Source organism: Psychrobacter fozii, from assembly GCF_003217155.1.
GTDB lineage: Bacteria > Pseudomonadota > Gammaproteobacteria > Pseudomonadales > Moraxellaceae > Psychrobacter > Psychrobacter fozii.
Window position 1 is genome coordinate 1 of record NZ_QJSU01000012.1, and the last position, 26,868, is coordinate 26,868.

Annotated in this window: 25 protein-coding genes and 2 pseudogenes; 12 read left to right on the plus strand and 15 right to left on the minus strand. The window is 41.3% G+C overall.

Features of this window, described 5'->3' with window-relative positions:
• The 5 genes from DFP82_RS13335 to DFP82_RS13355 form a co-directional block, all read right to left on the minus strand.
• On the minus strand, nucleotides 1-776 hold a 776-nt coding region (locus DFP82_RS13335; protein WP_181416328.1), incomplete at its 3' end, for a multicopper oxidase domain-containing protein.
• 97 nt (nucleotides 777-873) lie between these two features.
• Nucleotides 874-1,521 carry a DUF411 domain-containing protein gene (locus DFP82_RS13340; RefSeq protein ID WP_110924217.1) on the minus strand — a complete coding sequence of 216 codons (648 nt, stop codon included), beginning with the start codon at nucleotides 1,519-1,521 and terminating at the stop codon, nucleotides 874-876.
• Between the two features lie 139 nt (nucleotides 1,522-1,660).
• Nucleotides 1,661-2,254, minus strand: coding sequence for a c-type cytochrome (locus tag DFP82_RS13345; RefSeq protein ID WP_110924218.1), 594 nt, complete (start codon nucleotides 2,252-2,254; stop codon nucleotides 1,661-1,663).
• 105 nt (nucleotides 2,255-2,359) lie between these two features.
• Nucleotides 2,360-2,656, minus strand: a complete 297-nt coding sequence (locus DFP82_RS13350; RefSeq protein ID WP_245905728.1) for a hypothetical protein — start codon at nucleotides 2,654-2,656, stop codon at nucleotides 2,360-2,362.
• A 177-nt stretch (nucleotides 2,657-2,833) separates the two neighbouring features.
• Complete coding sequence (locus tag DFP82_RS13355) at nucleotides 2,834-3,118, minus strand: hypothetical protein (protein WP_110924219.1); 285 nt, start codon at nucleotides 3,116-3,118, stop codon at nucleotides 2,834-2,836.
• 243 nt (nucleotides 3,119-3,361) lie between these two features.
• On the opposite strand from DFP82_RS13355, the gene DFP82_RS13360 reads away from it, so the two are divergent.
• Together DFP82_RS13360 and DFP82_RS13365 are read left to right on the plus strand one after the other, a co-directional pair.
• On the plus strand, nucleotides 3,362-4,081 hold the full coding sequence (locus DFP82_RS13360; RefSeq protein ID WP_110924220.1) for a heavy metal response regulator transcription factor: 720 nt from the start codon (nucleotides 3,362-3,364) through the stop codon (nucleotides 4,079-4,081).
• Nucleotide 4,082: 1 nt separating this feature from the next.
• Complete coding sequence (locus tag DFP82_RS13365; RefSeq protein ID WP_110924221.1) at nucleotides 4,083-5,573, plus strand: ATP-binding protein; 1,491 nt, start codon at nucleotides 4,083-4,085, stop codon at nucleotides 5,571-5,573.
• A 262-nt stretch (nucleotides 5,574-5,835) separates the two neighbouring features.
• On the opposite strand, the pseudogene DFP82_RS13370 reads toward DFP82_RS13365, so the two are convergent.
• Both DFP82_RS13370 and lnt read right to left on the minus strand, forming a co-directional pair.
• Nucleotides 5,836-6,391: pseudogene (locus tag DFP82_RS13370) on the minus strand (manganese efflux pump MntP).
• Nucleotides 6,392-6,469: 78 nt separating this feature from the next.
• Nucleotides 6,470-8,044 carry an apolipoprotein N-acyltransferase gene (gene lnt, locus DFP82_RS13375; protein WP_110924223.1) on the minus strand — a complete coding sequence of 525 codons (1,575 nt, stop codon included), beginning with the start codon at nucleotides 8,042-8,044 and terminating at the stop codon, nucleotides 6,470-6,472.
• 239 nt (nucleotides 8,045-8,283) lie between these two features.
• Here lnt and DFP82_RS13380 point away from each other — a divergent pair, with 239 nt between their 5' ends.
• The gene (locus DFP82_RS13380) at nucleotides 8,284-8,934 is read left to right on the plus strand and encodes a DUF411 domain-containing protein (RefSeq protein ID WP_110924224.1); all 651 of its coding nucleotides are present in this window, start codon (nucleotides 8,284-8,286) and stop codon (nucleotides 8,932-8,934) included.
• Nucleotides 8,935-9,731: 797 nt separating this feature from the next.
• Nucleotides 9,732-10,445, plus strand: a complete 714-nt coding sequence (locus DFP82_RS13385; protein WP_110924225.1) for a CHAP domain-containing protein — start codon at nucleotides 9,732-9,734, stop codon at nucleotides 10,443-10,445.
• A gap of 157 nt (nucleotides 10,446-10,602) precedes the next feature.
• Here DFP82_RS13385 and cadR read toward each other — a convergent pair whose 3' ends face one another.
• On the minus strand, nucleotides 10,603-11,010 hold the full coding sequence (gene cadR / locus DFP82_RS13390) for a Cd(II)/Pb(II)-responsive transcriptional regulator (protein ID WP_110924226.1): 408 nt from the start codon (nucleotides 11,008-11,010) through the stop codon (nucleotides 10,603-10,605).
• A 141-nt stretch (nucleotides 11,011-11,151) separates the two neighbouring features.
• Between cadR and DFP82_RS13395 the strand changes: the two genes are divergently transcribed.
• The 8 genes from DFP82_RS13395 to DFP82_RS13430 all read left to right on the plus strand — a co-directional run bounded on the left by DFP82_RS13395 (nucleotide 11,152) and on the right by DFP82_RS13430 (nucleotide 20,000).
• Nucleotides 11,152-13,338 carry a heavy metal translocating P-type ATPase gene (locus DFP82_RS13395; RefSeq protein WP_110924227.1) on the plus strand — a complete coding sequence of 729 codons (2,187 nt, stop codon included), beginning with the start codon at nucleotides 11,152-11,154 and terminating at the stop codon, nucleotides 13,336-13,338.
• A 116-nt stretch (nucleotides 13,339-13,454) separates the two neighbouring features.
• Nucleotides 13,455-15,470 carry a heme lyase CcmF/NrfE family subunit gene (locus tag DFP82_RS13400; RefSeq protein WP_110924228.1) on the plus strand — a complete coding sequence of 672 codons (2,016 nt, stop codon included), beginning with the start codon at nucleotides 13,455-13,457 and terminating at the stop codon, nucleotides 15,468-15,470.
• 1 nt (nucleotide 15,471) lies between these two features.
• On the plus strand, nucleotides 15,472-16,131 hold the full coding sequence (locus DFP82_RS13405; protein WP_110924229.1) for a DsbE family thiol:disulfide interchange protein: 660 nt from the start codon (nucleotides 15,472-15,474) through the stop codon (nucleotides 16,129-16,131).
• Between the two features lie 80 nt (nucleotides 16,132-16,211).
• Complete coding sequence (locus DFP82_RS13410) at nucleotides 16,212-16,697, plus strand: cytochrome c-type biogenesis protein (RefSeq protein WP_245905729.1); 486 nt, start codon at nucleotides 16,212-16,214, stop codon at nucleotides 16,695-16,697.
• Nucleotides 16,694-17,974 carry a c-type cytochrome biogenesis protein CcmI gene (ccmI, locus tag DFP82_RS13415; protein WP_110924231.1) on the plus strand — a complete coding sequence of 427 codons (1,281 nt, stop codon included), beginning with the start codon at nucleotides 16,694-16,696 and terminating at the stop codon, nucleotides 17,972-17,974. The genes DFP82_RS13410 and ccmI overlap by 4 nt, the downstream gene beginning before the upstream one ends.
• A 141-nt stretch (nucleotides 17,975-18,115) precedes the next feature.
• Entirely contained in the window at nucleotides 18,116-18,817 is a 702-nt protein-coding gene (gene lspA, locus DFP82_RS13420; protein WP_110924232.1) for a signal peptidase II, read from the plus strand.
• Between the two features lie 246 nt (nucleotides 18,818-19,063).
• A complete protein-coding gene (locus DFP82_RS13425; RefSeq protein ID WP_110924233.1) occupies nucleotides 19,064-19,426 on the plus strand; it encodes a DUF3817 domain-containing protein in 363 nt (120 codons plus the stop codon).
• Between the two features lie 376 nt (nucleotides 19,427-19,802).
• The gene (locus DFP82_RS13430; protein WP_245905730.1) at nucleotides 19,803-20,000 is read left to right on the plus strand and encodes a recombinase family protein; all 198 of its coding nucleotides are present in this window, start codon (nucleotides 19,803-19,805) and stop codon (nucleotides 19,998-20,000) included.
• Between the two features lie 865 nt (nucleotides 20,001-20,865).
• On the opposite strand, the pseudogene DFP82_RS13445 reads toward DFP82_RS13430, so the two are convergent.
• The 7 genes and pseudogenes from DFP82_RS13445 to DFP82_RS13475 form a co-directional block, all read right to left on the minus strand.
• Nucleotides 20,866-21,221, minus strand: a pseudogene (locus DFP82_RS13445) (transposase); the annotation flags it as partial.
• Nucleotides 21,222-21,544: 323 nt separating this feature from the next.
• Nucleotides 21,545-22,447 (minus strand): haloalkane dehalogenase, encoded by a 903-nt coding sequence (locus DFP82_RS13450; protein WP_110924237.1) that lies wholly within the window; start codon nucleotides 22,445-22,447, stop codon nucleotides 21,545-21,547.
• Nucleotides 22,407-23,159 carry a DNA alkylation repair protein gene (locus tag DFP82_RS13455; RefSeq protein ID WP_110924238.1) on the minus strand — a complete coding sequence of 251 codons (753 nt, stop codon included), beginning with the start codon at nucleotides 23,157-23,159 and terminating at the stop codon, nucleotides 22,407-22,409. Before DFP82_RS13455 ends, DFP82_RS13450 begins: the two co-directional genes overlap by 41 nt.
• 52 nt (nucleotides 23,160-23,211) lie before the next feature.
• Nucleotides 23,212-24,186: an SDR family NAD(P)-dependent oxidoreductase gene (locus DFP82_RS13460; protein ID WP_220034752.1), complete on the minus strand. Its 975-nt coding sequence runs from the start codon at nucleotides 24,184-24,186 to the stop codon at nucleotides 23,212-23,214.
• 246 nt (nucleotides 24,187-24,432) lie between these two features.
• A complete protein-coding gene (locus DFP82_RS13465) occupies nucleotides 24,433-25,068 on the minus strand; it encodes an SDR family oxidoreductase (RefSeq protein ID WP_110924240.1) in 636 nt (211 codons plus the stop codon).
• Nucleotides 25,069-25,145: 77 nt separating this feature from the next.
• Nucleotides 25,146-25,886: an SDR family oxidoreductase gene (locus tag DFP82_RS13470; protein ID WP_110924241.1), complete on the minus strand. Its 741-nt coding sequence runs from the start codon at nucleotides 25,884-25,886 to the stop codon at nucleotides 25,146-25,148.
• A 10-nt stretch (nucleotides 25,887-25,896) separates the two neighbouring features.
• Nucleotides 25,897-26,808: a haloalkane dehalogenase gene (locus tag DFP82_RS13475; protein ID WP_110924242.1), complete on the minus strand. Its 912-nt coding sequence runs from the start codon at nucleotides 26,806-26,808 to the stop codon at nucleotides 25,897-25,899.
• Nucleotides 26,809-26,868: the final 60 nt, after the last annotated feature.

The window sequence follows — 26,868 nt, forward strand, 5'->3', positions numbered from 1 at the left end:
TTTTCACCAGATAGATCGGTGAAATCTGTCGGCATCATGCGCATTTGATTCCACATTTTTCGCTTGTCGTGAGCGGCTTCTATATCTGTTGCTGCAATATCGGCCAGCAGCTTCTTGAAATCTGGCAGATGATAATTGTCAAAATCTGCACGCTGTTTGAGCAGCTTCAGTAGATTATGCGGGTTGCGGCTGGTCCAATCACTGAGCACAATAACATGGTCTTCCTCAATTGGATGACGCTCACGCCCTTTGGGTTCAATGACGATAGCGCCGAGCATACCGGTTTGCTCTTGGAACCCACTGTGTGAGTGATACCAATAGGTGCCTGATTGTTTGAGTTTGAATTTATAAGTAAAAGTACTGTTCGCAGGAATACCGTCAAAGCTAATACCCGGCACCCCATCCATCTCAAATGGAACGAGCAAACCATGCCAATGGATAGAGGTCGATTCATCCATCTGATTATGAACACGTATCACTACGGTATCGCCTTCACGCATCTTTAGCGTCGGTGCTGGTAGCGAGTCATTAATCAGTGTCGCCATGCTCTTTTTACCATTCACAATAGCGGACTGTTTACTGACGTATAAATCAAACTCTGTACCGGTTAGGATGGGTACGATATGGTCAGCTTTATCACTGTTGACGGCTACATTTTGTTGCCCATTACCGAGGGCACTATTGGCAATAGACGGCAGCGTAGATAGCATGGATGCCCCTAATAAAGTAGAAGACCCTGTTAAGAAACGCCTGCGATTGAACATATTCTTGTTCATAATAATTTACCTAACTTAATCCATGAAATGAGTGTTGGCTCTCTATATCTGGCAGATTTTGATAAAGCAGAATGAGCTATGTAATGTTTTAATCAAACTATATCTGCTGCTGAGGAGACTCAATAGTGGCATAAACTTCTGTGGTGCCATCTTTGTTAAGCTGCATCACTTTATACGGCATAAATTTATCTTGATACTCCATACCAGGGCTACCAACTGGCATACCAGGTACGGCAAGACCAATGGCATCACTTGGCGGGTTTTTCAAGAACTGCGCTATGTGCTTAGCAGGGACATGGCCTTCAAAGACAAAGCCATCAGTCGTCACGGTAGTATGACAAGAGCGCATTTGCTGTGGTACACCATAACGATCCTTAAACAAAGATACGTCGGCAACATCATGGGCAACTGCGCTTAACCCATTGTCTTCTGCGTGGCTGACCCACTCTTTACAGCAACCACAGTTGGCGTCTTTATAGACGGTGGCTGACACATTTCGCAAAATAGTTGATTGGGTATCTGAATGAACACTGACAGGTGTTATTTCGACTTGTGGTTGCTCTACTAACTCGGTTTTTTGTGTAGTGATAGATGGCTCAGTCGCTGGTGTTGCGTCAGCAGCAGTGGCGTTAGGTTGACTACAAGCGACAATCGTTAACGATAATGGCAATACCACGATCGCTGAGAGCACACGACCAGATATCTGATGATGTGCATTAATAAATCTATTAGTATAGCGTCTCATAAAACCACTCCTAGGCGTCTATCTGACGATCAAATTTATAAAAATCAAAGCCGTATTACTGAGTCATGTAATACTGGTATCACTTAAAATGACAATCGCAAAAAGCAGTACTATTGAGCACTGCCTCTCTTACAAAAAATCAATGCTGCATGCCCGATCCATCACCGGACATATCCATCTCACCATCAAATGACATGTCCAACATATCATCGTCTATCCTAGTCGTCAGCATGGTGTATTGGTTTTCATTTAATTCAGGTAACGATCTGATAAAAGCGACCATTGCCCACATCCTATCGTCATCATGCGAAGCACCCCATGCGGGCATGCCTGATGCCATAATGCCGTGTTTGATGGCCCAAAAGGCTTGCTGAGCACCGGCATCGGTTTTATATCGTTCAACCAATGCAGCACTGGTGAAGCTAGGCGGCTTTGGATATAAACTTGCACTAAAATCGGTACTTTCTACCCCAGGAGATAAGTGACAGCCTGCACACATATCCTTGTAGTCTGCCCCGCCCGAGCTGATCATTTCTGTCTTTTCTAAGTTTGGAACCGCAATGTCCTTACTAGCATTTGCTATTGAACGCGTACGTGCCGTTTCTAAAAAATTGTAAACCAGCGGACTATGGGCTTGATCAGCGCCGATATTTATCACGCCACTGGTCACCACAATAAAAATGCCCACAATAGCGACAAAGACAGTAAACAGTATTCCTAGTAAAAACTTCATAGGTTTGTCCTAAAAATCCATTTTTGTTAATACCTAACTACGGCTCGACAAAACCATCTAACAATAATATTAAATCTCTGCGATCAACTTCTATAAGATCAATGTTTAAGAGTCACTTTTGCTAGCAACACAGTGCTTTTGATACATCGCTTTCATTTTGCTCATGTTGGTCATCATGGCTTTCATAGCAGGATCGTTCATATCCATTTTGCTATGATCCATTTTGCCCATCATCTGCATGTGCTTTTCCATTTTTTCACAGTTCATTTGGTCTTTTTCAGCATGCATCTTAGGATCGTGTGCCATAGCAGAGGTTGAAACGACCAATGCTATGACAGTTGCTACGATTGATTTAGACAGTGGCATTGATGTGAATAATGATCTTGATTTGAATAGCGACATGGTAAATCCTTATATGATTTGGTATGAAGTCGAAAAGACTTTACAGTGGTAAGTTACTCTAAAGCATACTTTATTGATTCTGACAGAGAGATGACTGCAAGATTACAATTCTGTCATCTTGCTATTTATGGTTTTTAATGTTGTCAGCAATCCTTTAGTATGACGTTAACGCTGATATTACTTATCGCTACCATATTGGTTAATGAAATATTTTTCAGACTGTAGGTGCTGATCTTTGTGTTCAATCTCACAAGCCATTCTCGCATCGATATAGCTTTTCATTTGGGCGTTAGAAAGCTGGGCATCGTTATGATCCAAGTTTTTTGCAAAGTCAGTAACAGCGTCACAGTTATCGATGATGGACGTACTTAGATCAGTAGTGTGCGCGTTAGCAGTGGTAATACCGATAAGTACAGATACCGACAGCAGTGCTGCTTTTTTGAATGAACCATGAATTTTCATATAAAACCTCTTTTGCAAGTTGTTAGGCATTTAAGTTATTAGGTCATTAAATTAATGACCTGTAAGAATAGTTCATAGCCGTCAGATATTAGGAACAAGCAACTATGTCTCATTCATATAGATTAGCAAAAGAAGACTGACAATCTGATTACGAGCACATGACATCTTTGTCAGTTACCAGTCAATGTTGTCATCTGTGCTGGTTAAAACGTTAAACAATCATAATCGTACTGAGAAATTACAATGAAAGTCCTACTGGTAGAAGATGAGTTGAAGCTTGGCGAGTATATAAAAAAAGGCTTAACCGAAGCTGGGTTTATTGTTGATCATCACCTAACCGGTCTAGATGGCTATCATGCATTGATGACTGAAGAATTTAGCGTGATCCTAATGGATGTGATGCTGCCTGATGTTAGTGGCTTTGAGCTGGTGCGCAATTACCGAGCAGCGGGTAAGCAAACACCTGTGCTATTTTTGACAGCAAAAGATGACTTAAGCGATAAGATAAAAGGGATTGAGATTGGAGGCGATGATTATTTGACTAAGCCTTTTGCGTTTGCAGAATTGATCGTCAGAATAAAGAGTCTGTTACGACGCGCCAATCAAGCCGATTATCAAAGTACGATCCTGCAAATAGCAGATCTCAAGATGGATATTGCCAAGCGCACGGTACATAGAGGCGGCAAGCCTATTAAGCTCACGGCAAAAGAGTTTTCCTTACTACAGTTTTTATTAGAGCGCCGAGGTGAAGTGCTACCACGTACCGTGATCGCCTCCCAAGTATGGGATGTGAATTTTGATAACGATACCAATGTGATTGATGTGGCGATCAGGCGTCTTCGTATAAAAATAGACGATGATCATGAAGCAAAGCTTATTCATACTGTGCGTGGAATGGGCTATCGATTAGAGGCGCTGGCTACTGAGGTCCAAAGTGATGCGGACGGAGACGATTCTAAATAGCATGAACCATACACTCAGAAATCGGCGCTGGTCACTGCTATGGCGAACGATTTCCTTATTGACAGTCTTCGTTATTATCTCTCAGGTCATCATCTATGCGTGGGTGCAGCGCTCTGTGAGTGGACACTTTGAGCAAATGGACTCAGAGATTATTACCCATGCGGCTTTTAATCTGCGTAAACGCATGGTTAGTGTTAACGAGCCTATAGAACCATTCACAGTATCAAAGTCTACTGTGTCAAAGTCCCAATCACTCATTGATGACAATCACTTGCATTCCTCTTGGCTGGATTATGATTTAAAAACCTTAGTAGCAGATAAAAAAGGCAAGTTATTATCCAGTGACCCCAGTAACTTCATTCATAATTTGCCAGCCGATTTTAGCTTGTTATCATTATGGCAGGAACATCACGATCAGCAGTTTATGATCAAGATAAACAATAGGCATTACCGAGCCATTATTATTCCAAATCAAGAGATTTTGGCGTTTATTGCCCTACCTACCGATGTGCATCATCAATATCTTCTCCAGTTTAATCGCCAGCTGAGCTTGATACTCACAGCCATCACCTTGTTGTTGGTTTCAGTAGCGGCATTAAGTGTGTATTGGGGGTTTGCGCCTCTGGCCACTATCGTACAAAAAATGAAAGGCATAAACCTGCAAAGGTTAGATGAGAGAGTGTCGGTTGGCGATATGCCGTTAGAGCTGCGGCCACTAGCAGAGTCTTACAATTCGATGATGGTCAAGCTTGAAAGTAACTTTGAATCATTATCACGGTTTTCAGACAATATCGCTCATGAGCTACGTACGCCAATAGCGACGCTGAGTACACAAACGCAGGTCATGTTAACTAAGCCAAGAGAAGGCGACGAATATATCGAGCAGCTACATCATCAGCATGATACGTTAGAGCAGTTATCCGCCATGATTAACAATATGCTGCTACTGGCAAAAACCCAGAAAGGGTTAAGTCACTCGCAAATCAGTCACGTGGATACGGATGGTTTAATCACCAAGCTTGTTGATTACTATGAAATGATTGCAGAAGATCGAGGGATAACTTTTGAGAAATCGGGTGATTTTGAAATGGTGTTGGGTGATGAAGGATTATTGCAACGGCTGTTTGCCAACCTGATATCAAATGCCATTTATTATGCAGCTAGTGATAGTACTATCATGATATCCGCTACCGCCCTCACCTCAACCACCTCACTTAATGTGACTAAAGACGAGGTTCGACCCTCAAAGCAGCAATGGTTAAGGATAACGATGACCAATCGTTTAGACAAACCATTAGATCAGAGAGAGGCTGATAAATTATTCGAGCGATTCTATCGTCATGATAAGACTAGTCATAAGTATGCAGGTACAGGATTGGGATTGTCTATCGTGCAGGCCATCGCTAATGCTCATAAAGGTAAAGTGAGTATTACTATCAAAGATAAATATTATTTTGAGGTTAAGGTAGCGTTGTTGATGGCTAGGTATTAACCCTCTTTGTACTATAAAGCTTGGGATTTAGAAACGATAAGTATTGATGGATCAACAAAATATTGAGATAGGTTTGCTTATATTGTGAGAACAATAGCGGTACCCTAGTGAGGACTTGAATACTAGGCTGTAGGCTATTGGTATCGGTAGTAAAAATTACTTATAGCAGCTCAGTGTACATAGCAGTGTACCTTTCAAGATGAAATGGCGGCATATCCATCTTTTTAATTAGTCGCTGTAACTCCTAAATATAAGACTGTCTTTAAACCACCATATTCACTACCAATGGCTATCAAAACCAAACCCCCTAGCGCTTCTGCCCAACTACCCAGCCATGTTCCTGATTTACGTCCTATATAAGCGCCTAAAACACTTAACATAGCTGTCGTGAGTGCAATGATCAAACATGCTAAATAAGCATTGACTGGTAATAGATTTAAAGTTAATCCTGCGCCCATCGCATCAAGGCTGGTGGCAATCGCCAACGACAGTAATGTTTTATGACTTAAATTGATCCGAGTATCATCATCGTTAACGGAACGCGACTCATAGAGCATCTTGATCCCAAGCACTACTAGTATGACAAAAGCAATCCAAGCCGCCCCTTCCGCAAACCAGCCTAGCATGGTAGAGCCAAGCACATAACCAATCAGCGGCATCACTCCTTGAGCAACCCTAAAATATAAACCAACCAGTAAGGTCATTTTTATAAACTGCGGCTTAGAGTCGACCCTGTGAGTGGAGCCAATACCGACTGATGCGGCAAACGCATCCGCAGCCAGTGCTAGCGCTAGCGCTAGTAACAGTACCTCTAACATAATAAAATAGTACCCTTTAAGACGTTTTTATTTTTCGTTTACTACTTCAGATAAGTTTTTAGTATGAAAAATACTCTTTCAATCTCTTGTTGATTTTGAACGCCTGCCAAGATAGCTTAGAAGTAATAGCAGCGCTATTATTATCAAAATAGGGTAATTACCCATAATCATGAAGGGGGTGTTGCCAACCCGTGCCTGTATTTCACCGCGCAATACAGTACGCTCAAACTGTGGTGCGCGTTTTACGATACGTCCTTTGTGGTTGATAATAGCGGTAACGCCAGTATTGGTCGCACGTATAAACCAGCGACCATTCTCAAGCGCACGCATTTGTACCATCTGCAAATGTTGCAATGGGCCTGCTGAAGTGCCAAACCAGGCATCGTTAGAGACCGTTAATAAAAAGTCAGTATTCATTGCGTTTTTGCGCGTGGTATCTGGATAGGCGACCTCATAACAGATAGCCGTACCTATAGTATGTCCACGTACCTGCAGCGGTGATTGTTGATCACTCCCGCGGCTATAGCTCTTAATATCCTGACTACCAGCCAGATTAGGGAAAACATCAAGCACGCCTTCGAATGGAATATATTCCCCAAACGGTACCAGGCGCTGCTTCTTGTAGAGACCATCGGCTTCTGCGCCCAAAGCCATCACGCTATTATAAAATGGAGGATAGTTGTCAGTATTGGCATCAGTACTAGCATTGAAAGCCGCTTTATCCTTATAAGGAATACCGGTTATCCATGTCGTATTAGTTGTATTAGCCATTTCTACCATTTCACTAATAAAGCCGGTAGCCTCATCCTGAAACATCGGAATAGATGATTCAGGCCATACCACAACATCACGTCCCCACTCAGTGCGCGTTAATTTTGCATAAATCTTTAGGGTTTCTACTTGATATTGAGTCAGCCACTTTATATCTTGTGAAATATTGCCTTGAATCAATGAAACAGACAGATCAGGTGTGCCCTTAGGTTTCGTCCATTGTGGATTGATTAGCCATAGTGATGTGCTAATGGCTAATAACATTACAGAAACGACGATATAACTACTGCGCCGACGCAGTAGTTCCACTAAACTTGCAGCCAATAGTATGGCAACAAAAGAGACGGCAAAAACACCAGCAATAGGTGCTAAGGACGACAACCAGTACTCTTCAGTAAATGCATAACCAATAAACAGCCACGGAAAGCCTGTGAACAGCCAAGTCTTTAGCCATTCTTGTAACACCCAAAGCGCAGCAAAGGAAAAGGGTTGTTTGCCTACCATTCGGTTAAAGATTAGTGCTAAAAAGCCATGAAACAGCCCCATACCGAGACCCATCAACGCAATCAGAATCAACGCAAGCCACGTCGGGGTATCGCTATAATCATGGATGGCTGTATATAACCAAAAGCCACCGACACACCATAGTCCCATACCGTAAGCTTCACCAATAATAAAAGCGCGGCGACCACTCATCTGTGGTACTAATAGCGAATATAAAATCGCTGGTGACACTATTGCTAGCGGCCAGAACCCATAAGGTGCTAGCGCTAATAAGAAAACAGCCCCTGCAAGCCAGGCTGTTGTCAGCATAAGCAATAGTGGCAGCGGCTTTGACTTAGTATTCAGACGCTTTTGTAGATTAATAGTAGACAGGCGCATCGCAAATTATCCAAAAATATGAGTCTTAAATTCTCAGTCAAAATCTAAGACTTAGATAGACTCTTTATTACTACAGACAGTACTTCAAAATAAAATCTGCCTATAATACCAGTCCGCACTACTCAATGGATAAATTTGCATACCTTATTTGATGGGTTATTATGCTACATTATCAAACGATATGAAGGGTCACTTAGCCTTATATGGCTTACAATATTCACAATATATAAGAGAGCATTATGACAATCTTAAAACTAAAATATAGACTTATGTTTGATCGTCACTTGTCTAAAGGGTTGCGTGGTACGCTGGTATTACTTGCCGCCACATCACTATTTGCTTGTAATCAATCGAATAGTGGCGTATCTGATGCAAGCTCAACACCAGTACCAACCGAAAATTCAGCGGCTATTGCTTTAGAGAAAGCTGAATCGAAAATTGAAAGTGCCCCTATGATCACAACACCAGTAAGTAATCCAGATTTACTTAAAAACGTCTCAGCGACGGTTTATAAAGATGCCAATTGTGGTTGCTGTAAGGGGTGGATTGACCATACACAAAGTAATGGATTGAGCTCGACGGCTGAGCACCCAAAAGACTTGTCATCCCTTAAAGACCGCTACAAAGTGCCAACTGAGATGCGTTCTTGCCATACGGTAGTCACTACTGATGACTATGTCTTTGAAGGTCATGTACCCGCTAAATATATGGAGCAATTTTTAGAAAATCCGCCAGTACAAGCAATGGGTCTTGCTGTGCCCGGTATGCCTGTAGGTAGCCCAGGTATGGAGTATCAAAATAAATTCATGCCTTATCAGATCATGCAGCTTAATAAAGACGGAACGACCCAAGTTTATGTTGATATTGAATCTGTAGAACAGCAACTATAAGATGTTCGAAAATAAGAATAATTGACTATAGTGTTAGCGTTAAGAGCAAATAAGAAAGGTATAAGACTGTTCTATTGCTTATAAAAATAACTATTTATCAAAAAATTCGTTAGCTACTGAGACTTTAAAAGCCAAAAATAACTTCGAATTTGTAACTTTTGATGACAATGTAAGCTGTTTTATCGACTATTTACCTTCAGAGTAGCTAACTACTAAGAAATTAATACAAGGAAATACACGATGTATCGTAACAATTACGTAATATTACATAAGCCAGTAGGGAATTAAGATTCAAATTTACACTATAAATATATTATATAATCATAATAATTGGTTAAACTCTATGTAGCATGATTGCTTCACCTAATAAAAAAACGTCTGATTGTTAAATCCATAATTTGGATTTAACAATCAGACGTTTTTTTTGCTCATAAAATAATAAAAAACATATCGAATTGGTTAGCTATATCTCTTAAAAGATACACAAACTTACATTGTAAAATAGGGGTCTTCGGTCATCTCATCAGTAATACAAGAGTGTTTTTGAGATTTTTATTAGTGGTGACATGTCTTATAGCCTATGCTAAAGTCGGCTTTGTGTTTTGGCTAACCACCTGATTTTCAATAGCTTCATAAGACTTTAACAAGGTTGCCAGCACTACTAACTGCTTTAGATAAGCATTTTGCAGCATAAGTATTACTCACTATGACGTGTATATGCTTGAGTTGTTGAAATTTAATTGACTGCTCTGTTATTGATGACAGGCTATTTTGTATCAACCTTAGGTAGTAACTTTATGAAACAGGCTTTATTGATTTTATCAGCACTGGGTATGGGCATAGCACAAACGAGTGGTGCTGCTATAACAATCTCTCAAACCAATAATACTATCACTAATACTTCTGTAGCATCAAACTACGGTTCATCAAAGAACCTCTATAGCACAAAAAGCGGTGCTTATGTCTCAAATAATGACGAAATCAGTCAAGCAATTAGCAATCTAAGTGCGCAGGCCCAGCAAAAAGAGAATCAGCTTTCATCATTAAACAGCCGCTTATATGCTGAACAACAGCAGCAAGTCAATACGGTTCCTGATAGCAATTCAGCACCTGCTCGCGCCGCCGCTCGTGCTTCACGAGTCGCTTTATCTGGCAGCTCTGGATATTGTGCCCGCTATGTACGTAAAGCGCTACAATCTGCAGGTTACGAGTTTACACCGAACCCTTCAGCCTATCAGTATGCTACTCGTGGCACACTTGATAAAGCAGGTTTCAGCAAAATCAGCAATGACATGCCGACCCAAGTAGGTGACGTTATCGTCTATGATCGCTCATCAAAGCGTCCGCATGGTCATATCCAAATCTTTGATGGTACCAATTGGATTTCTGATTTTCGTCAGAATGGCATCAGCCCATACAGCGGTGTCTATGCTTATACGACATGGCGCGATTCAAAATTCGTTGATGATGCATCGGACCGTGGCATCTACCTTGCTATGGCTGACAAATAAGATTTAATAAGTCAACACAGTCCTAATAAATTAACGCAGCATAGTTATGATTTTTCTCCAGCTCAGTCGTGATTTTACTATCATTGCTGGGTTTTTTTGTGCTTGCTATTATGCCATTTTCAATCTTTCAGAATTTGACTAGTAAAAATAGATGCTATTAATGACAAGAGTTATCAGCAAGGGCATTGAGTATGCCACAGGATGTCGTTGGTACACTGCTGGTGCATTTATGACGTAAAACCGTGAGATGCTGTTTTAAGTGCGTCAGCTCTTTCATCCGTATTTCCACGGCGTGAATTTGCTCATCTAGCAAGGTATTCACATCGCCACAGTCCTCGCTAGGAGATTCCCAAAAATCAAGTAAGAGTCGCACTTTATCTAAAGCCATGTCAAGCATACGGCAATGTAGGATGAATTGTAGACGATCCATGTGCTCCTCATTATATAAACGATAGTTTCCTTCGCTGCGAGCAGGCCCAGGTAATAAACGCTCTTTTTCATAATAGCGAATGGTCTCTACTGTGGCACCTGTGCGTTTAGCAAGCTCACCAATTTTGATTAACATAATAACCTCGATGGTTCAGAACGTTGAAGTGACTTTTAAGCTTGATGTTGGAGAAATAAAACTCATAAATCTGTAGATACAGCCCTTGACTCTGAACCTACTAGAGGGTTCATAATAACACTATTTGAAAGGCAGAATATTATGAAATATCGTATTGAAGGTATGGACTGTGCAAGTTGCATCGGCAAGATTGAAACAGCCTTGATACGTATGCCTGGGGTTTCTGATATTAAGCTAAATTTTGCTACAGAATCACTAGAGTTGACGCTAGACCCTGAGGCTATAACTCAGGTCAGTGATATCGAAAAAACCATTAAAAGCCTAGGGTTTGGCATCTCTGCTAATACAGGCCAACAGACTGTATCGGCTATTGATATTGACAGCGACAATCCGTTGACCTCGCAACGTCAGCGTTGGTGGCAAACTCAAAAAGGCAAACAGGTTGTTGGTCTCGGTGTTCTGATGGGCGGTGCTTACCTATTGTCATTACTTTTCCCCGCTTACGGGGTATGGATATTTGCCATCGCCGTGATCGTGGGCGTCTTTCCATTTGTGCGCAAAGCGGTGGCACTGGCTAAGTCGGGTTCACCTTTTTCCATTGAAACGCTGATGTCCGTCGCCGTGCTTGGTGCCCTTATCATTGGTGAGGCTGAAGAGGCCGCAGCGGTAGTTTTCTTATTTTCGATTGGTGAGCTGTTTGAAAGTATTGCTGCTGATCGTGCTCGCGCTGGTATCAGAGCCTTGGCATCGCTGGTTCCAAAGACTGCAATTTTACTCGATGCGCAAGGGGGGCAACGTGACGTTCCAGCATCCTCACTACAAGTGAATGATCTTGTGCTCGTCCGTCCTGGCGATAGAGTATCTGCCGATGGCGAGATTGTTCAAGGTGCATCTAGCCTAGATGACTCGCCTGTGACCGGAGAGTCGGTCCCTGTTGCCAAGACAACGGGTGACAATGTATTTGCAGGGTCGATTAATATCGATGGCGTGTTACAAGTACGGGTGGAGAAAACGGCTGCCGATAATACGATTGCAAAAATTATTGAACTGGTAGAGCAAGCACAAGCTTCTAAAGCGCCTACCGCCCGTTTCATTGAAAAGTTTAGTCGCTATTACACTCCAGCAGTGATGGCTATTGCCGCATTAATTATCGTCGTGCCACCGTTAGCCATGGGCGGCGATTGGGGAACTTGGTTGTATCGCGGTTTGGCACTGTTGCTAATTGCCTGTCCCTGTGCCCTTGTGCTCTCAACACCAGCTGCTATTGCTTCTGGTCTGGCGGTCGGTGCGCGCCGCGGATTGCTGATTAAAGGGGGTAGTGCTTTAGAAACCATCGGCAAAGTGGAGACAGTCGCTTTTGATAAAACCGGCACCTTAACTGAGGGTAAGCCACGCGTTACTGACATTATTGCCTTTACTCAAGAGTATGCGGGTTCTCAAGGTAAAGATAAGGTATTGGCGCTCTTCGCCAGTGTGGAAACCGGTTCTAGTCACCCGCTTGCTGAAGCTATTGTCAGTCATGCTGAAGCTGCTAATGTGGTCATACCTGTGGCCTCTAAAGCTTCCACTACTGCGGGTAAAGCGGTGCATGCGACTGTGTCAGGCCGCACGCTAGCTATCGGCTCGCCCGTCTATGCCGCTGATGAGGCGGTAATTTCAGTTGAACAACAGGCTCAAATTGAGGCGCTGCAAAATCAAGGTAAGACGGTCTCAGTTCTATTCGATGAGCAAAGTCGAGCAGCGCTTGGACTGATTGCCCTACGAGACGAGTTAAGAGACGACGCTCATGAAGGGGTGGCTCAGCTCAAAGCGATGGGTGTGAACGCCGTTATGCTGACAGGCGACAACCGCTTAACCGCTCAGGCGCTTGCCAGTAATTTAGATATTGAGTGGAAAGCGGAGCTGTTGCCCGAAGATAAACTGCGCCTGCTTAACGAGATGAAGAATAATCGCAAAATAGCGATGGTAGGTGATGGTATCAATGATGCGCCCGCGCTAGCAACTGCTGATGTCGGCATCGCGATGGGTGGCGGTACTGATGTGGCCATTGAAACAGCCGACATCGCCTTATTGAAAAGCCGGGTCACGGACATGGCTCATCTGATTGCACTGTCGCGCGCAACGATGCGCAATATTCATCAAAACGTCATTTTCTCATTAGGGCTTAAAAGCATTTTTCTAATCACCACCGTATTCGGCATTACTGGGCTATGGATTGCGGTGCTGGCTGATGCTGGCGCAACAGTGCTCGTCACTCTCAATGCGCTGCGTTTACTGCGCTTTAAAGGCGCGCCTCCACTGGTAACTCCTTCTAAAGTAGTTAAATGAAAGTCTATAGGATCCATTGGCGATAACTGGCTATAGATTTTGGATGCTTTTAATATTATAAATTGCGCTAGCCACAGTAAGCTGTGACTGTACTAAAGCGAACAAGGTTAGACCGTATGTTAATTACAGAATTAGGTTATTTTGCCTTGCTGATTGCTTTTGTGTTGGCAATATTGCAAGTGGTTCTACCAACCGTTGGTGTTATGCGTAATCGAGTGGCCTGGCAGCGTTTAGCCCCAAGCCTTGCTTGGGCACAGTTTGCCGCTATGATAACGTCATTTGGCGCTTTAATGGCAGGCTTTTATTACAACGATTTCAGCCTAGTTTATGTCACTCAGCATTCCAATACTCTGTTGCCTTGGTACTACAAGTTATCGGCGACATGGGGTGGACATGAAGGTTCTTTGCTGCTGTGGATGACCATCATGGCGACATGGTGTGCACTGGTATCTTATTTTAGCCGTGGTCTACCATTATCAATGCGCGCGCGGGTATTAGTGATTTTGGCCGGTGTGCAGTTAATGATGCTAACAATGCTGATATTTACCTCGTCACCATTTGAGCGCACCTTACCCAATCTAGCAGTCGATGGCGCTGATTTAAATCCTGTCCTACAAGATTTTGGTCTAATCATTCATCCACCCATGCTATATATGGGCTATGTCGGTATGGTAGTACCTTTTGCTTTTTGTATGGCGGCATTGTGGGAAGGGCGTTTAGATGCTGCTTGGACACGCTGGTCACGACCATGGGCGCTAGCCGCTTGGGGCTTTCTGACAGTCGGTATTGCTTTAGGATCATGGTGGGCCTATTACGAGCTTGGTTGGGGCGGTTGGTGGTTTTGGGATCCGGTAGAGAACGCTTCGTTTATGCCATGGCTTGTTGGATTGGCATTATTGCATTCTTTAGCAGTCACCGAAAAACGAGGAGTCTTTAAAGCTTGGACCATTATGCTGGCTATTTTTGCCTTTGCATTAAGTTTGCTTGGCACGTTCCTTGTGCGCTCTGGAGTTCTTACCTCGGTGCATTCGTTCGCAGCTGACCCGACGCGTGGTTTGGTCATCTTAGCTATTCTTGGCATTATCATCGGTAGCGGCTTATTAATGTTTGCCGTTCGCGGTTGGCGTTTGACCGTTGAGAGTCAATATCAGCTGATTTCACGTGAGTCTTTTTTAGTAATCAACAACGCCATCATTTTGATTTCGACATTAGTAGTGCTGCTCGGTACGCTTTATCCAATTATTGCCGACGCCTTTGATTTAGGCCAGGTATCGGTAGGCCCCCCTTACTTTAATGCATTGTTTGTACCCTTAACGTGGCTGTTATTAATAGCGATGGGTATGGGTTCAAATATTCGCTGGAAAAAAGATAGCCGTCCCTTATTAGGCGTTGGAATGGTTATAGCAGTCGCTAGCTTGGTGTTAGCCGCAATTATCACCTACTTTGTCAATCCATCATCTATGCTTAATATTGGTGTCACTTTAGCGGTTAGCTTTTGGGTACTGTTTTGGATGGTGGTTGATTTTAGAGATAAGACTAAAAACTCGGTCAATATATTTAGCGGTTTGGGTCAATTACGTCTCAGCTATTGGGGTCAACAAACCGCACATATTGGTGTCTTAATAGCAGTTATTGGGGTGGCGTTTACCAGTAGCTTAAGTATTGAGCGCGATGTGGCGATGGCACCTGGCGATACAGTCAATGTACAAGGTTACGACTTCAAACTTGTTGACTTTAAAGAAGTTAAAGAAAGTAACTTTGATGGTACGCGAGCACAAGTTGAGATAACGAAAGAGGGTCGCGAGGTCGCCACTTTATACCCTGAAAAACGCACCTATATTATCAGTATGATGCCGATAACCGAGGCTGCTATTGATGCTAGTCTCATGCGTGATTTATACGTAGCACTTGGTGAGCCTATCGCTGAGAACAGCAATCAATGGGCCGTACGTATCTATGTGAAGCCGCTGATTCGCTGGATTTGGTTAGGCGCAATTATTATGGCTTTAGGTGGATTATTGAGTATGCTTGACAAGCGCTATCGCATTAAAAAGACCAAAGCACTAGATCAAGTTGAAGCTGATACGTCTACTAAAATTGAGATATCAGCCGCATCAGTAGGTGAAAAGTAATATGAGCAAACTTGATAACTCCTCCAATCAAAACATCAGTCAAAACCATAAACGTCGTCATAAGACAATAAAGAGCAAACCTTTTAAAGTCTGGTTTTTAATTCCGCTTATCGTCTTTTTTGGTTTGGTAGTGATACTGTACATGCGCTTAGGTAAACCAACAAACATTGTGACCAATACCGCTCTTGAGCGTCCGGTTCCTGCTTTTGAGCTGCCGTTATTAGCAGATATTACCCGTATCATTACTAATGATGATTTGCCAGATACGCCGTTTTTGATCAATGTTTGGGGCTCATGGTGCCCAACGTGTGTTATCGAGCATCCGTTCTTAATGCAATTAGAAGAGCGCGGCGTCAATATCATTGGCGTGAATTATAAGGATGAGATTGGCAATGCGCTCAGCTACTTAAACCGAGGTGGTGATCCTTTCTCTATGTCTATTCAAGATTCATTGGGTCAGTTTGCTCTAGACTTAGGCATAACGGGTGCGCCCGAAACCTTTGTTGTGGACGGAGACGGTATCATTCGTCAGCATATTCTTGGTGAGATCAATGAAGCCAATTGGCAACAGCGTGTTAAGCCGTGCCTAACAATGCTTAATGAGGCTAACAAGAACAACGATAGCCCCGATCCGAGTCAACTTGAAAAGGTATGCAAATGAACGTTGCTCGAATGAAAGCTCCTCTTAAATCTAATATTGTTTTAAAACTAGCAAGCTTAATACTAGCGTGTCTACTTAGCATGACGACATATGCAGCTATTGACGTATACGATTTTGACTCACCACAGCAAGAAGCTCAGTACCGTGGACTAATAGAAGATCTTCGCTGTCCAAAATGCCAAAATCAAAACCTTGCAGGCTCTGATGCACCTATCGCCCAAGATCTAAAGCAAAAAATCTATGATTTAATTAAAGATAGACGTAGTGATGCTGAAATACGCACCTATATGCAAGAGCGCTACGGTGACTTTATTAGCTATAAGCCGCCTATGCGACCATCGACATGGATACTGTGGTTTTTTCCACCATTATTACTGCTCGTCTTAGTCATCGGCTGGTTTTGGCAAAGCAAGCGTCGCCAAGTTGTCGCTCGTGGTCAAGGCGGCGTCACAGTAGACCATACTGCCACTGCTCTAACCCCTGCGGAAAGAGCTGAACTTGATCGTCTATTATCGCAAGCTGAGAATATTGACCACGACATTACTATCCCAAAGGACAAAGAATGACCCTATTTTCTACTTTTGGTTTATTTATAGCTCTAGGCTTATTGATTGCTCTTATATTTGCGCTGATTGCTATTTTTCCATGGCTAAGAGCCGCACGCTCGCAGTCCAAACCGATAGATAACCAACTGTTAGACATTAACGTTGCGGTATTTCGCGAACGTCTGGCTGAGCTACAAACAGATAAAGACAGCGGTACTATTGATAACAGCCATTATCAAAACCAAAAGCTGGAGCTTGAGCGTCAGCTATTAGATGCGCAGCGTCAAATAGCGCCAATGGTCACCCCTAATGTTAAAAGCCGTCTAATTGTCGCAGCTTGGATCCCAATATTGGCAACGATGGCGTATTTATTAATAGGCAATCGTACGCCCGTGTTTGATCTATGGGCGGCTGAAGACAAAGTAGGACAAGTAGCTGATGACTTATTAACGGCTAAGATCGACACGCCACCAAAGTGGGCGACTGAAAACGGTCGTCAGTTGATTAGCGCTATGCAAACCAATGTCCACCGTAATGCTAATGATCCTGATCGTTGGATGCGCCTATCAGAGCTTTTCTTATCTATGGAGGCGACTGATTCTGCATTAGAAGCCTTGTCGCGCGCCTATCGTTTAGCGCCTGATGACGAAGGAGTTGCAATCACTTATGCTCAGACTAGATTTTTTGTTAATAAGGGTCAGTTAGACGCAAATGTTCGCCGTGTATTACAAGCTATATTAGCCAAAAATCCGCAGCATGAACGAGCTCAAATGTTAATGGCAATGGGTGAGGCGCGCAGTAGTAACTTTGCCCAAGCGCAAGGTTGGATTAGACGTTTACAAGACAGTATTATATCCAAACCAGGTGACCATACTAAAGCTTTAGCAAGCTTAGATGAGTTAAGCGCCTACGTTAGCACGCAAGAAAAGCAAGCACTAGAAGGTATTGAAGTGACAGTGACGATTAACGCCAGTTTATTGCCGTTAGTAAAGGGTGATGATGTGCTATTTATTGCTATTCGTGACGTTAAAGGGGGCCCACCGTTTGCTGCTAAACGTTTACCCATTAGTGTTATCAAGCAAGGTGAAGCCAGTATCCACTTAAGTAATCTTGATGCGATGATGCCGGAGCGCACGTTAAACTCCGCCCGTAGTGACAAAACTCAGTTAGCAGTCGTTGCTCGTATTAGTCATAGCGGTAATGCCATAGCAGAGTCAGGCGACTTATCGGGTAATCCGATAGTGATTAGCGCTGAACAGACTCAGGTTAATGTTGAAATCAACCAACAGATTCCCTAATAAAAAATTATTACCGTAAGTTTCATAATACCAGAGCGGTAATTGGAGCAGTTTTTGAAAGTGGCGCTATTAATAGTCGTATACCAAAAACATATACGTTTAACATTGTTCATTGTATAAACACAGATAAAGACAACAACTATGACTAAACCTATCGACAGATTAGATAGTACTAAATTAAATAGCGTTGAATCGACTAGTACTAATATTGCTGACAATAAAGCAGCTGTGAATAGCACTCATCAACGGATTGACTCTGAAACTATGAGTCATACGCCTGAAGCTACGTACGTGACTTCAGGCAAATCGATAACGCTTAAAGGTCAGTTGGACAAAACGCCAAAAATGGTTGCCAATGGCAGTCGCGCTTTTATTTGGTATTTGCTGGCGCTAATGGTATTAATACTGGATCAAGGGACTAAGTGGTTGGCCCAAACCAAGTTATCTTTCAATGATCCCGTACCGGTCATTGAACCCTTTCTCAACTGGACACTCGCTTATAACTATGGCGCAGCATTTAGCTTTTTAGCCGATGCTGGCGGTTGGCAGAAATGGTTTTTCTCAGGCTTAGCTTTTATAATGGCTATCTTTTTGACGGTTTATTTAATCAAAGCGCCTCGTACAGCCAAGCTATTGTCTGTGGGGTTAGCCTTAGTGCTTGGTGGTGCGATTGGCAACTTAATCGATCGTTTAAGAATTGGCAAAGTGGTTGACTTTATCCATGTGCATTATGCTGATGTCTGGAATTATCCTATTTTTAATATTGCAGATATAGGTGTTTGTGTCGGTGTCGCATTGATTATTATTGATATGATATTTTTTGAAAGTAAGCGTAATAAATAAGCATATTGATGTCGATTAGCACAAACAAAATGAACTAGCGTCTTAGTCGCTCTATACGGAAAAATACTTTTTATACTTGAGTATGTTTATAAAAATGTGAACTGGAAGGTAATGTATGACTGGTATAGGTACTCACTCATTTTAGCTCTTAAAACACAATACTTCAAAGCTCTGCGTAGAGCCATTATTATGGCGACATTGAATAACTCATAAATTATTTATTGATAATAACAAAAGGAAAATATAGTGTCACAGGCTCAGCCAACTATTGAAAAAATTCACAGCCTTAGAAAAAAACAAAGGACCGCGTTAAAAAGCCTAACCATTATAGGCTACCTAGAAGGCACCTCTTTCTTATTATTGCTCTGTATCGCCATGCCGCTAAAATATATGATGGATATTCCAGAAGGTGTGAAATACATCGGTATGGCACACGGTATATTATTTATTGCCTATGTCATAATACTTATAGGCTCAGTCATAAAAATAAAAATGCCTCTTTGGGCAATACCTGCGGGCGTACTCGGATCACTCTTACCGTTTGGCCCGTTTATATTTGATCATTTACTAAAAAATAATCTACAAAAAAGCGTAAGTAAAGAAGTCTAGAACAAACCCTGCTGCAAATTCTGCAAGCCTACCTTATTACTCAAGATTAATTTTCCTGATTAACTCACAAGCCGCCATGATTCATTATGGCGAAAAATGAATCACATCGAGCAGAAATTAACCGCAAAAAAAAATTCAATTTAGTCCCAGTATGAATAATCTAACACTCTACTCACTTTTCCGACTTATCTTACATACTATCGACAAGCCGATCACGTCTAGAAGCTAAACAAGTTTTATCATCCGCGATGGATTTCCTATTATCATAGGGTATACCCCAAGGGAACCAGCTATTTCACCCTTCAAACCTATTAACAGACCACTTAAAACAGACTGCTATAATGGAACCACTTATAACAGACTATTTTAGGTGTTTATGTTTATCAGAGCGTATCTACGAGCGTCTACCAAAGAGCAAGATGCTAAGCGTGCCAAAAGCGAACTCATAGCCTTTGCCAATGATCATGGCCACAAGATTGCCGCCTTCTATATCGAAAACGAATCAGGAGCCATCTTGGTGCGACCCAAGCTTATGCAACTGATTGAAGATGCTCATATCATAAGGGCGATGTGATCTTAGTTGAGCAAATTGGCCGATTGGCGCGTTTGAACCAAGCTGATTGGGATACTCTCAAAAGAATGTTATTAGCAAAAAAGCTATCTATCTTAAATAACTTTGATATTGAATGTTCAGTGAGCATCGTAAACGTCAGTCATCCGATGACAGTATGAAATAATAATGACTGGCAGTTCTGATGTAATTCGTTGGCAAAACGAATGTAATTATCCATAAGCTGCTGATTCGCTTGCCTATCAAGTATTCATTGTCGAAAATTCAGATTAAGTAGAACATTTCATTACATTATTCACGCTAGTATTTAACTAAGTTACAACCAATACAATTAGCTTGAGATGCGTTAAGCGACGTTTAATACACGTAAAATAATGGATTAGATATGACCGAAAGAGTAACCAACAAAGCAATTTTCAGTAGTAGAATTTTTTCAATTAATTATGTCACCTACCCTACTAACCACAGCGTTATGAAGCACTGTGATCCCGTGCAAAAAGGCCGTTATTACAAATTAAACTTTGTCTTAATTCAGCCTAAAGTTGGTGGTGTGTTCGAGTGTTCAAACTGCATTATAAACCTGTTTGACAGAGTTTATTTTTTTCGTCCCGATAAGTATGAGCACAGTGTTTCACGAATTCAGTCTGGTAAACGCGTGTTATTGAGTTTTGCTTTGAATATTTAGCCAAAGCTTATTAAAGCTGGGCGAACTGTCAAATTATTTTCCTTAAGATTTTTATTGGTAAAACCTGTTATGTTATACAGTGTTTGATCTGGCAATGTTATATCTGCTTTACTAAGCGCATAGGTCGCCGTCAAAGTGGCAAAATGGTTGTCATACTTAAAGCTACACTCAGGCGACAAGTGCCCCATAACTACCTCTATAGTCATCAATAAACTGAACCATTATCTGGGTGGGCGGCCCGTCTCCGCCTGGACGAAAAAAGCAGCAGCCTTACCTATAATCTTGTTGGCTTGCTTGAGTTCTCTATTCTCGCGTTCAAGCTCTTTGATGCGCTCTTTTTCACTTTGAGCTTGCACTGAGGCAGGAATGGTTTGATCGATGTGCTTTTTATGCCACGATCGTAAGGTTTCAGGTGTGCAGCCAATCTTAGGAGCTATGGTTTGAATAGCTGACCATGTGGAGGGGTAATCGCCAGACGCTTCAATCAGCATGCGAACGGCGCGTTCTTTCATCTCGGGGGTGTAGGTTTGTCTTTTCATTGTCGTATTCTCTCAGAATGTTAAGTCTCCGACAATCCCGGGGCGGTTCACATGACTGGTATCGTCGCATCAACAAGTAGTTTTAGGTACTAGCTAATTATCAGCACTTTTTTTATCCATGTAGACTTAATTTCATTTAAGTCTACTTTTTGAGCAAGCAGTTTATACGGCGTTTTGGAAATAATTATGAAAAGCATGAAGCATTTAGCTAATAAAGAATTAAGGTTGCCGTGGTCAAATAAATCTGCTCATGGTTCCGTAGTCTACCCAATATAACGCTTAAGCATTTTTTCTATTTGACCACTTGCGCCTATAATTAGTGTTTATTTATTTAAAATATTTTTATACCAATCGACAATACCTTCACCAATTTCGTGTGGATGTGACTCTTGTAGAAAATGCTTCCCTTCACCTAAATCTACTGCAGTAATATTTTTCCACGTTTCAGCGATATGCTCACCTAATTCTCGATTAATGATTAGTCCTGGCTCTGCATAAAATAACAACTTAGGCACATCTGAATTTTTGTGGTACTCATTATATGAATTAACAATGTCAGTGGTAAATTTTGGGACGCCATCAAACGAAATTTGACCAGGCCACATAAGCAGTGGTTTACGGCTCTTTTCTTCCAAATAAGGCGCTCGGTAATGGTCCATTTCTTCTTGAGTTAATTCTCTGCCCGCCATCATGGGTAGCATAGCCTCAATAAAGAAGTTGTTTTTAACAATCATTTCATGCCCTTCTGCAGGGTCACGAAATTTTTTAAATAATGTTTCTGTCTCTTTAGTCGTATTTTTCCAATAAGAAACTTGAGACATAGCTTCAAAAAAAACAATCCCTTTTATATTTTCTCTATGCTGATTGGCATAGTTAAAACCTAAAGCAGAGCCCCAATCTTGAATGACTAGAATGATGTTTTTCAGCCCTAAGTTTTCAATAAACGCATCCAAATAGGTAATATGGTCTTCAAATGTATAATCTATATCGGGCTTGTCAGACTTACCCATTCCAATAAGATCAGGAACAACCACACGACCTAAGGCACTTACATGCGGAATAATGTTCCGCCATAAATAACTTGAGGTAGGGTTTCCGTGTATGAGTAAAAAAGTATCTTTAGAATTTTTGTCTCCTTCATCTACATAATGCATTTTAGAATCTAATACTTCTTGAAATTTAGATTCAAAAGGAAACGCTGCTGATATTTGTTTGTTGTTTGACATATTTATTCCTTTTTAAATGTTTTTTTTTGCGGTTTAAAACTCTTGCTGCTTTTCTAACTTGCTTCAGTTTTTCTCGTTTTGCTTTATCCCACTTTTCTGTACCTGCACTATATCCGTAAGCACAAATTTTAGTTGCGTTCTTAAATAGAAATTCTTCCTGCTCTTTAGGGTATATATTTCCTATTTCTCTAATAGTCCAACCCACGCCTTTCTCCACATAATAAGCGTTGTCAGAAATTAAAGGTGCTACCAAATCTATAAGTACCTGAAAAGGTAAATAGTGTTTTCTATAAGCGCTATAATAAAGTAAACCCACTATGCTTTGTCTTCTATGCCATGGGTTTTTAGACGTATTCCATTTTTTATATGTTGGCAAAATTAGTGCTGCATCATATTCTACTAATTGAGCATATATTTTTGAAATGCCATCGCTTGTTTCCCATCGATTAATTTTGTCTTGCCATAATTTAATCGTTGGCCAAGCGGCCAGCATTTCATCTTTGTTTTTAATATGCTCCTCCAAGAAATACAAACAAAACATTTCTGCTCTATACACTTTGGTGTTCGTCCAGATATAACTCCATATCGCTAGTTGTTCATAAAAAGACATGTGCTTAAAAGAAAAACCTCTTTCAAAAGCTTTTCTTTGTAAAGGAACGGTTTCACCTGCTTTAGAGGTGATTGTTTCTATTTCTTGAAGGTAGTTTTGCATATTATTTAAAACTCTAATGCAGATTTAAAGAAATTACCAACCGTTTGTGATTTTATATTTTAAATTCACCAACAGCTTTTTCACACCCATTCCAATTGATAGCGACATTAGATTCGTCAAAAAGTAGTTCTTCTGGCTCTAGCAAATTTGGAAAACCACTTATCCCTTCAGTTGGTCCATAAAAATCACCAGATTTCGCCTCTTTATCCATAGCAGCTCTAATAATTCCAGCGGCGCCATCTTCAGCAGACTGTGCTTGGCTCATAACGCCTCCGTTAACATCCATTCCACCTGTTTCAGCTGAAGTTGCTTGAAGGTTGGTTATGGCTACGCCAGGATGCGCCAATAATGAAATAATATTTTTAACGTTAGCCTCTAAAAGTTTCTTTTTTAAACCATAGGTAAAAGTGGCATTTGCCAATTTAGTTTGGTGATAACGTTCCCATCTAGCGCCTTGAAAATTTGCGGTTTCTTCAGGTGTGCCATTACCTCCTAAATTACCTCCATTTTTCTCAAAATAGGCAGGTTCTAAAGGTCCACCTAATCTAGCTAACGACGTTTGGTTTATGACTCTAGCTTCACTACTGTTTTTAAGCAAAGGGTATAATTCTTTGGTTAAAAGAAAGTGTGATATGGCATTTGTTTGCATTTGAACATCATAGCCATCTTTAGTCGCTTCATCTTTTACGGCCATAATTCCAGCATTATTGACTAAAACATCGAGAACACTATATTCCGATTTAATTTGTTCAGCTGCTTTTTTTACACTTTCAAAATCTTGCAAATCGCACGCTATTGCTTCAAATTTTCCGCTTGGAACTGCTTCGGTTAACTGCTTATAGGCATTTTCTGATCTTGCACTTGTACGATTAAGCAGTAGGACTGTAGCCCCTTTTTTAGCAACTTCTCTTGCGAATACAAATCCCGTACCACTTGTAGTACCGGTAATGGCAACCACTTTACTTGTCATATCTTGAGAATGTTCTTCAAGTACTTTATTAAGATAGATTGTTTTATTTTGAGTCATGATTATCCCTTAGTTTGTTACATAATACTTCTGAGTGAAAAAATGAATTCAACACATTTACCTGGGAGGAGTTTAAACGACCTTCTAATTCGATTAGCCCAAGGTTAATGCTTGAATGACTATTATTAAGCGCCAAGTACATTAGCCATGTTGAGTCTTAAACTTTTAATACGCCAACCATTTGTCGTTCTAACATAATCATTATACTGGTGTTAAGTTTTTGTTTTGTAGAACAGAGTGATTCGCTTATTTTAAAGATTCACGAATGGATTCTTTCCCACTATATAGCTCAAACGTTTTTCCTTTAGTATTATCGGCGTTTAAACAATACGTAATTGTCGCTGCTACATCTTCTCGTGGAATGATTAACTCTTTAAAACTTTCAGCTCTTGTCGTTCTAACTAAACCCGTTCCATTTTCATTGGTTAAACTACCGGGACGTAAAATCGTATACTCTAAACCACTTTCTATTAAATAATAATCCGCAAAATACTTTGCCACCAAATAGGGTTTTATTTCTGATTCAAATTCGTCAGGGTCTTGTGCGCCTAAACCACTTACCATTACAAAATGTTGTATACCTTCCTTTAAAGAATAATCAACTGCTTTTTTTGCTGCCCATAAATCTATTAAAAGTGTTTTATCGTCGCCTGTATTACCGCCAGAACCAGCACTAAATACTACTTTATCGCAGTCCTTAAAAGCGTGTTCAAAATCAGTTTCAAGATCGCCAACAACAACCTCTACACCCATATTTTCTAACTTCTCAGCTTGTGGTTTGCTACGAACCATTGCGACAACTGGGCGATCCTGATTGTGAAGCAACTCAACTACTATTTTACCAATCTGGCCATTAGCGCCAATAACGAGTATTTTTTTCATTTTTTATACCTTTAAAGCAATTTTTTAAATTGACCTGCCAAACGATATATAAAAAGGCAGGATCAACTCACATTAGATTAGAAGTCTTGAATTGTTGGTCTGATAATAATTTCGTTAATATCGACATCATCTGGTTGTTCAATCGCATAGGCGACAGCTTTAGCAATAGATAACGCTGGAATAGTGACTTTATAAATATCTTGAACAAATTGAGAGGTGGCTTCATCCGAACTACCGAATTTTAATTCAGAATCAATTAAGCCAGGTGATAATAGCGTTGTACGTATATTGCCACCCACTTCCGCTCTCAATCCTTCTGTTATCGCTTTAACCGCAAATTTTGTACCGCTATAGACAGCCGAACCCGGTGAAACTTTATGTGCAGCAACGGAAGCGAGATTAATAAAGTGACCACTATTTTGTTTGGTAAACACGGGAAGTGCTGCGGCGATACCGTAAAGTACCCCTTTGATATTAATGTCGACCATGCGATCCCATTCATCAACCTTAACCTCAGCCATCGGAGCAATTGACATCAAGCCGGCATTATTGACCATGACATCTAAGCGTCCAAAAGTCTCAATCGCCTTGTCGACAAGCATTTTAACCTGATCGGATTTGGTGACATCCATCGTGACATATTCAGCTTCGCCACCCTCAGCACGAATATCATTTACGATAGCTGCTAGTTTTTCACTACGACGCGCACCCAATACGACTTTAGCACCTTTTTGAGCAAGAAAACGCGCAGTTGCTTCACCTAAACCACTGCTTGCACCCGTTATAACAATCACTTTATTTTCAATATTTGTATTCATTGGATATAGCCTATTTATTATTCATTTCTAAGTGAACAAGCGCTTTTTCAGCAATTTCAACACCGTATTCTTGAACAAAGTGTCCTGCTTCTGCAATTTTTAAGGGCTCAGGGCAGCCTTTAATAAAGCTTCTTAAGTACTCCATTGGGCCTTCGCCTAAAGCTGTATCTTTCATGCCTATCGCCATGAAACTTTGACCGTTCCAGTCTTTTGACCAAAACTCTCTTGCGCGTTTTCCGTGCTCAACACCATCCATCGTTGGCTCGACAGGCACCATGGCGGGAAAGCGTCTTACGCCTGCTTTATAGCTGTTGTCTGGAAATGGCGCATCGTAAGCTATAACATCCATCACAGATACGGCTGGCCCTGCGTCACAGGCAAATAAACCACCGACTGGTATTTCAGGGGCATTTGCGCAGAAATCTCGCCACTGATAAAACCCTTCAGGGGCGGTTTCACCCACCGATATTGCCGTGTTCATAACAATCAAATTTTTGAATCGATCTTGCATATCCATTGGGATTGTTAACCCTAGAATTCCGCCCCAGTCTTGACAGACCAACGTAATATTTTTCAGATCAAGGCGTTCAATTAATCGCATTAAACTATCACGGTGAAAATCAAAGGTATAAACCGATTCATCAACGGGTTTATCTGAGCGACCAAAGCCAAACAAATCAGGCGCAACAACACGATGACCAGCGCCCGTAAATATAGGAAGCATTTTTCTATATAAGTAGCTCCATGAAGGCTCACCGTGTAAACATAAAAAAGTGTTTTCAGATGAGGAATCACCCTCGTCGATGTAGGCCATGCGTAAAGACTCAAAACCAGCTAAATCATCAATGTAGTTAGGTTGGTAAGGAAAGGCCGGTAATACAGAGAATCTTTCTTCTGGTGTTCTTAATGCTTTAATCGTCATAATATTTTCCTGAAAGTAGCTGATTTAAGTTTGCTTAAGTTAATGTTATCAATGCTAAAG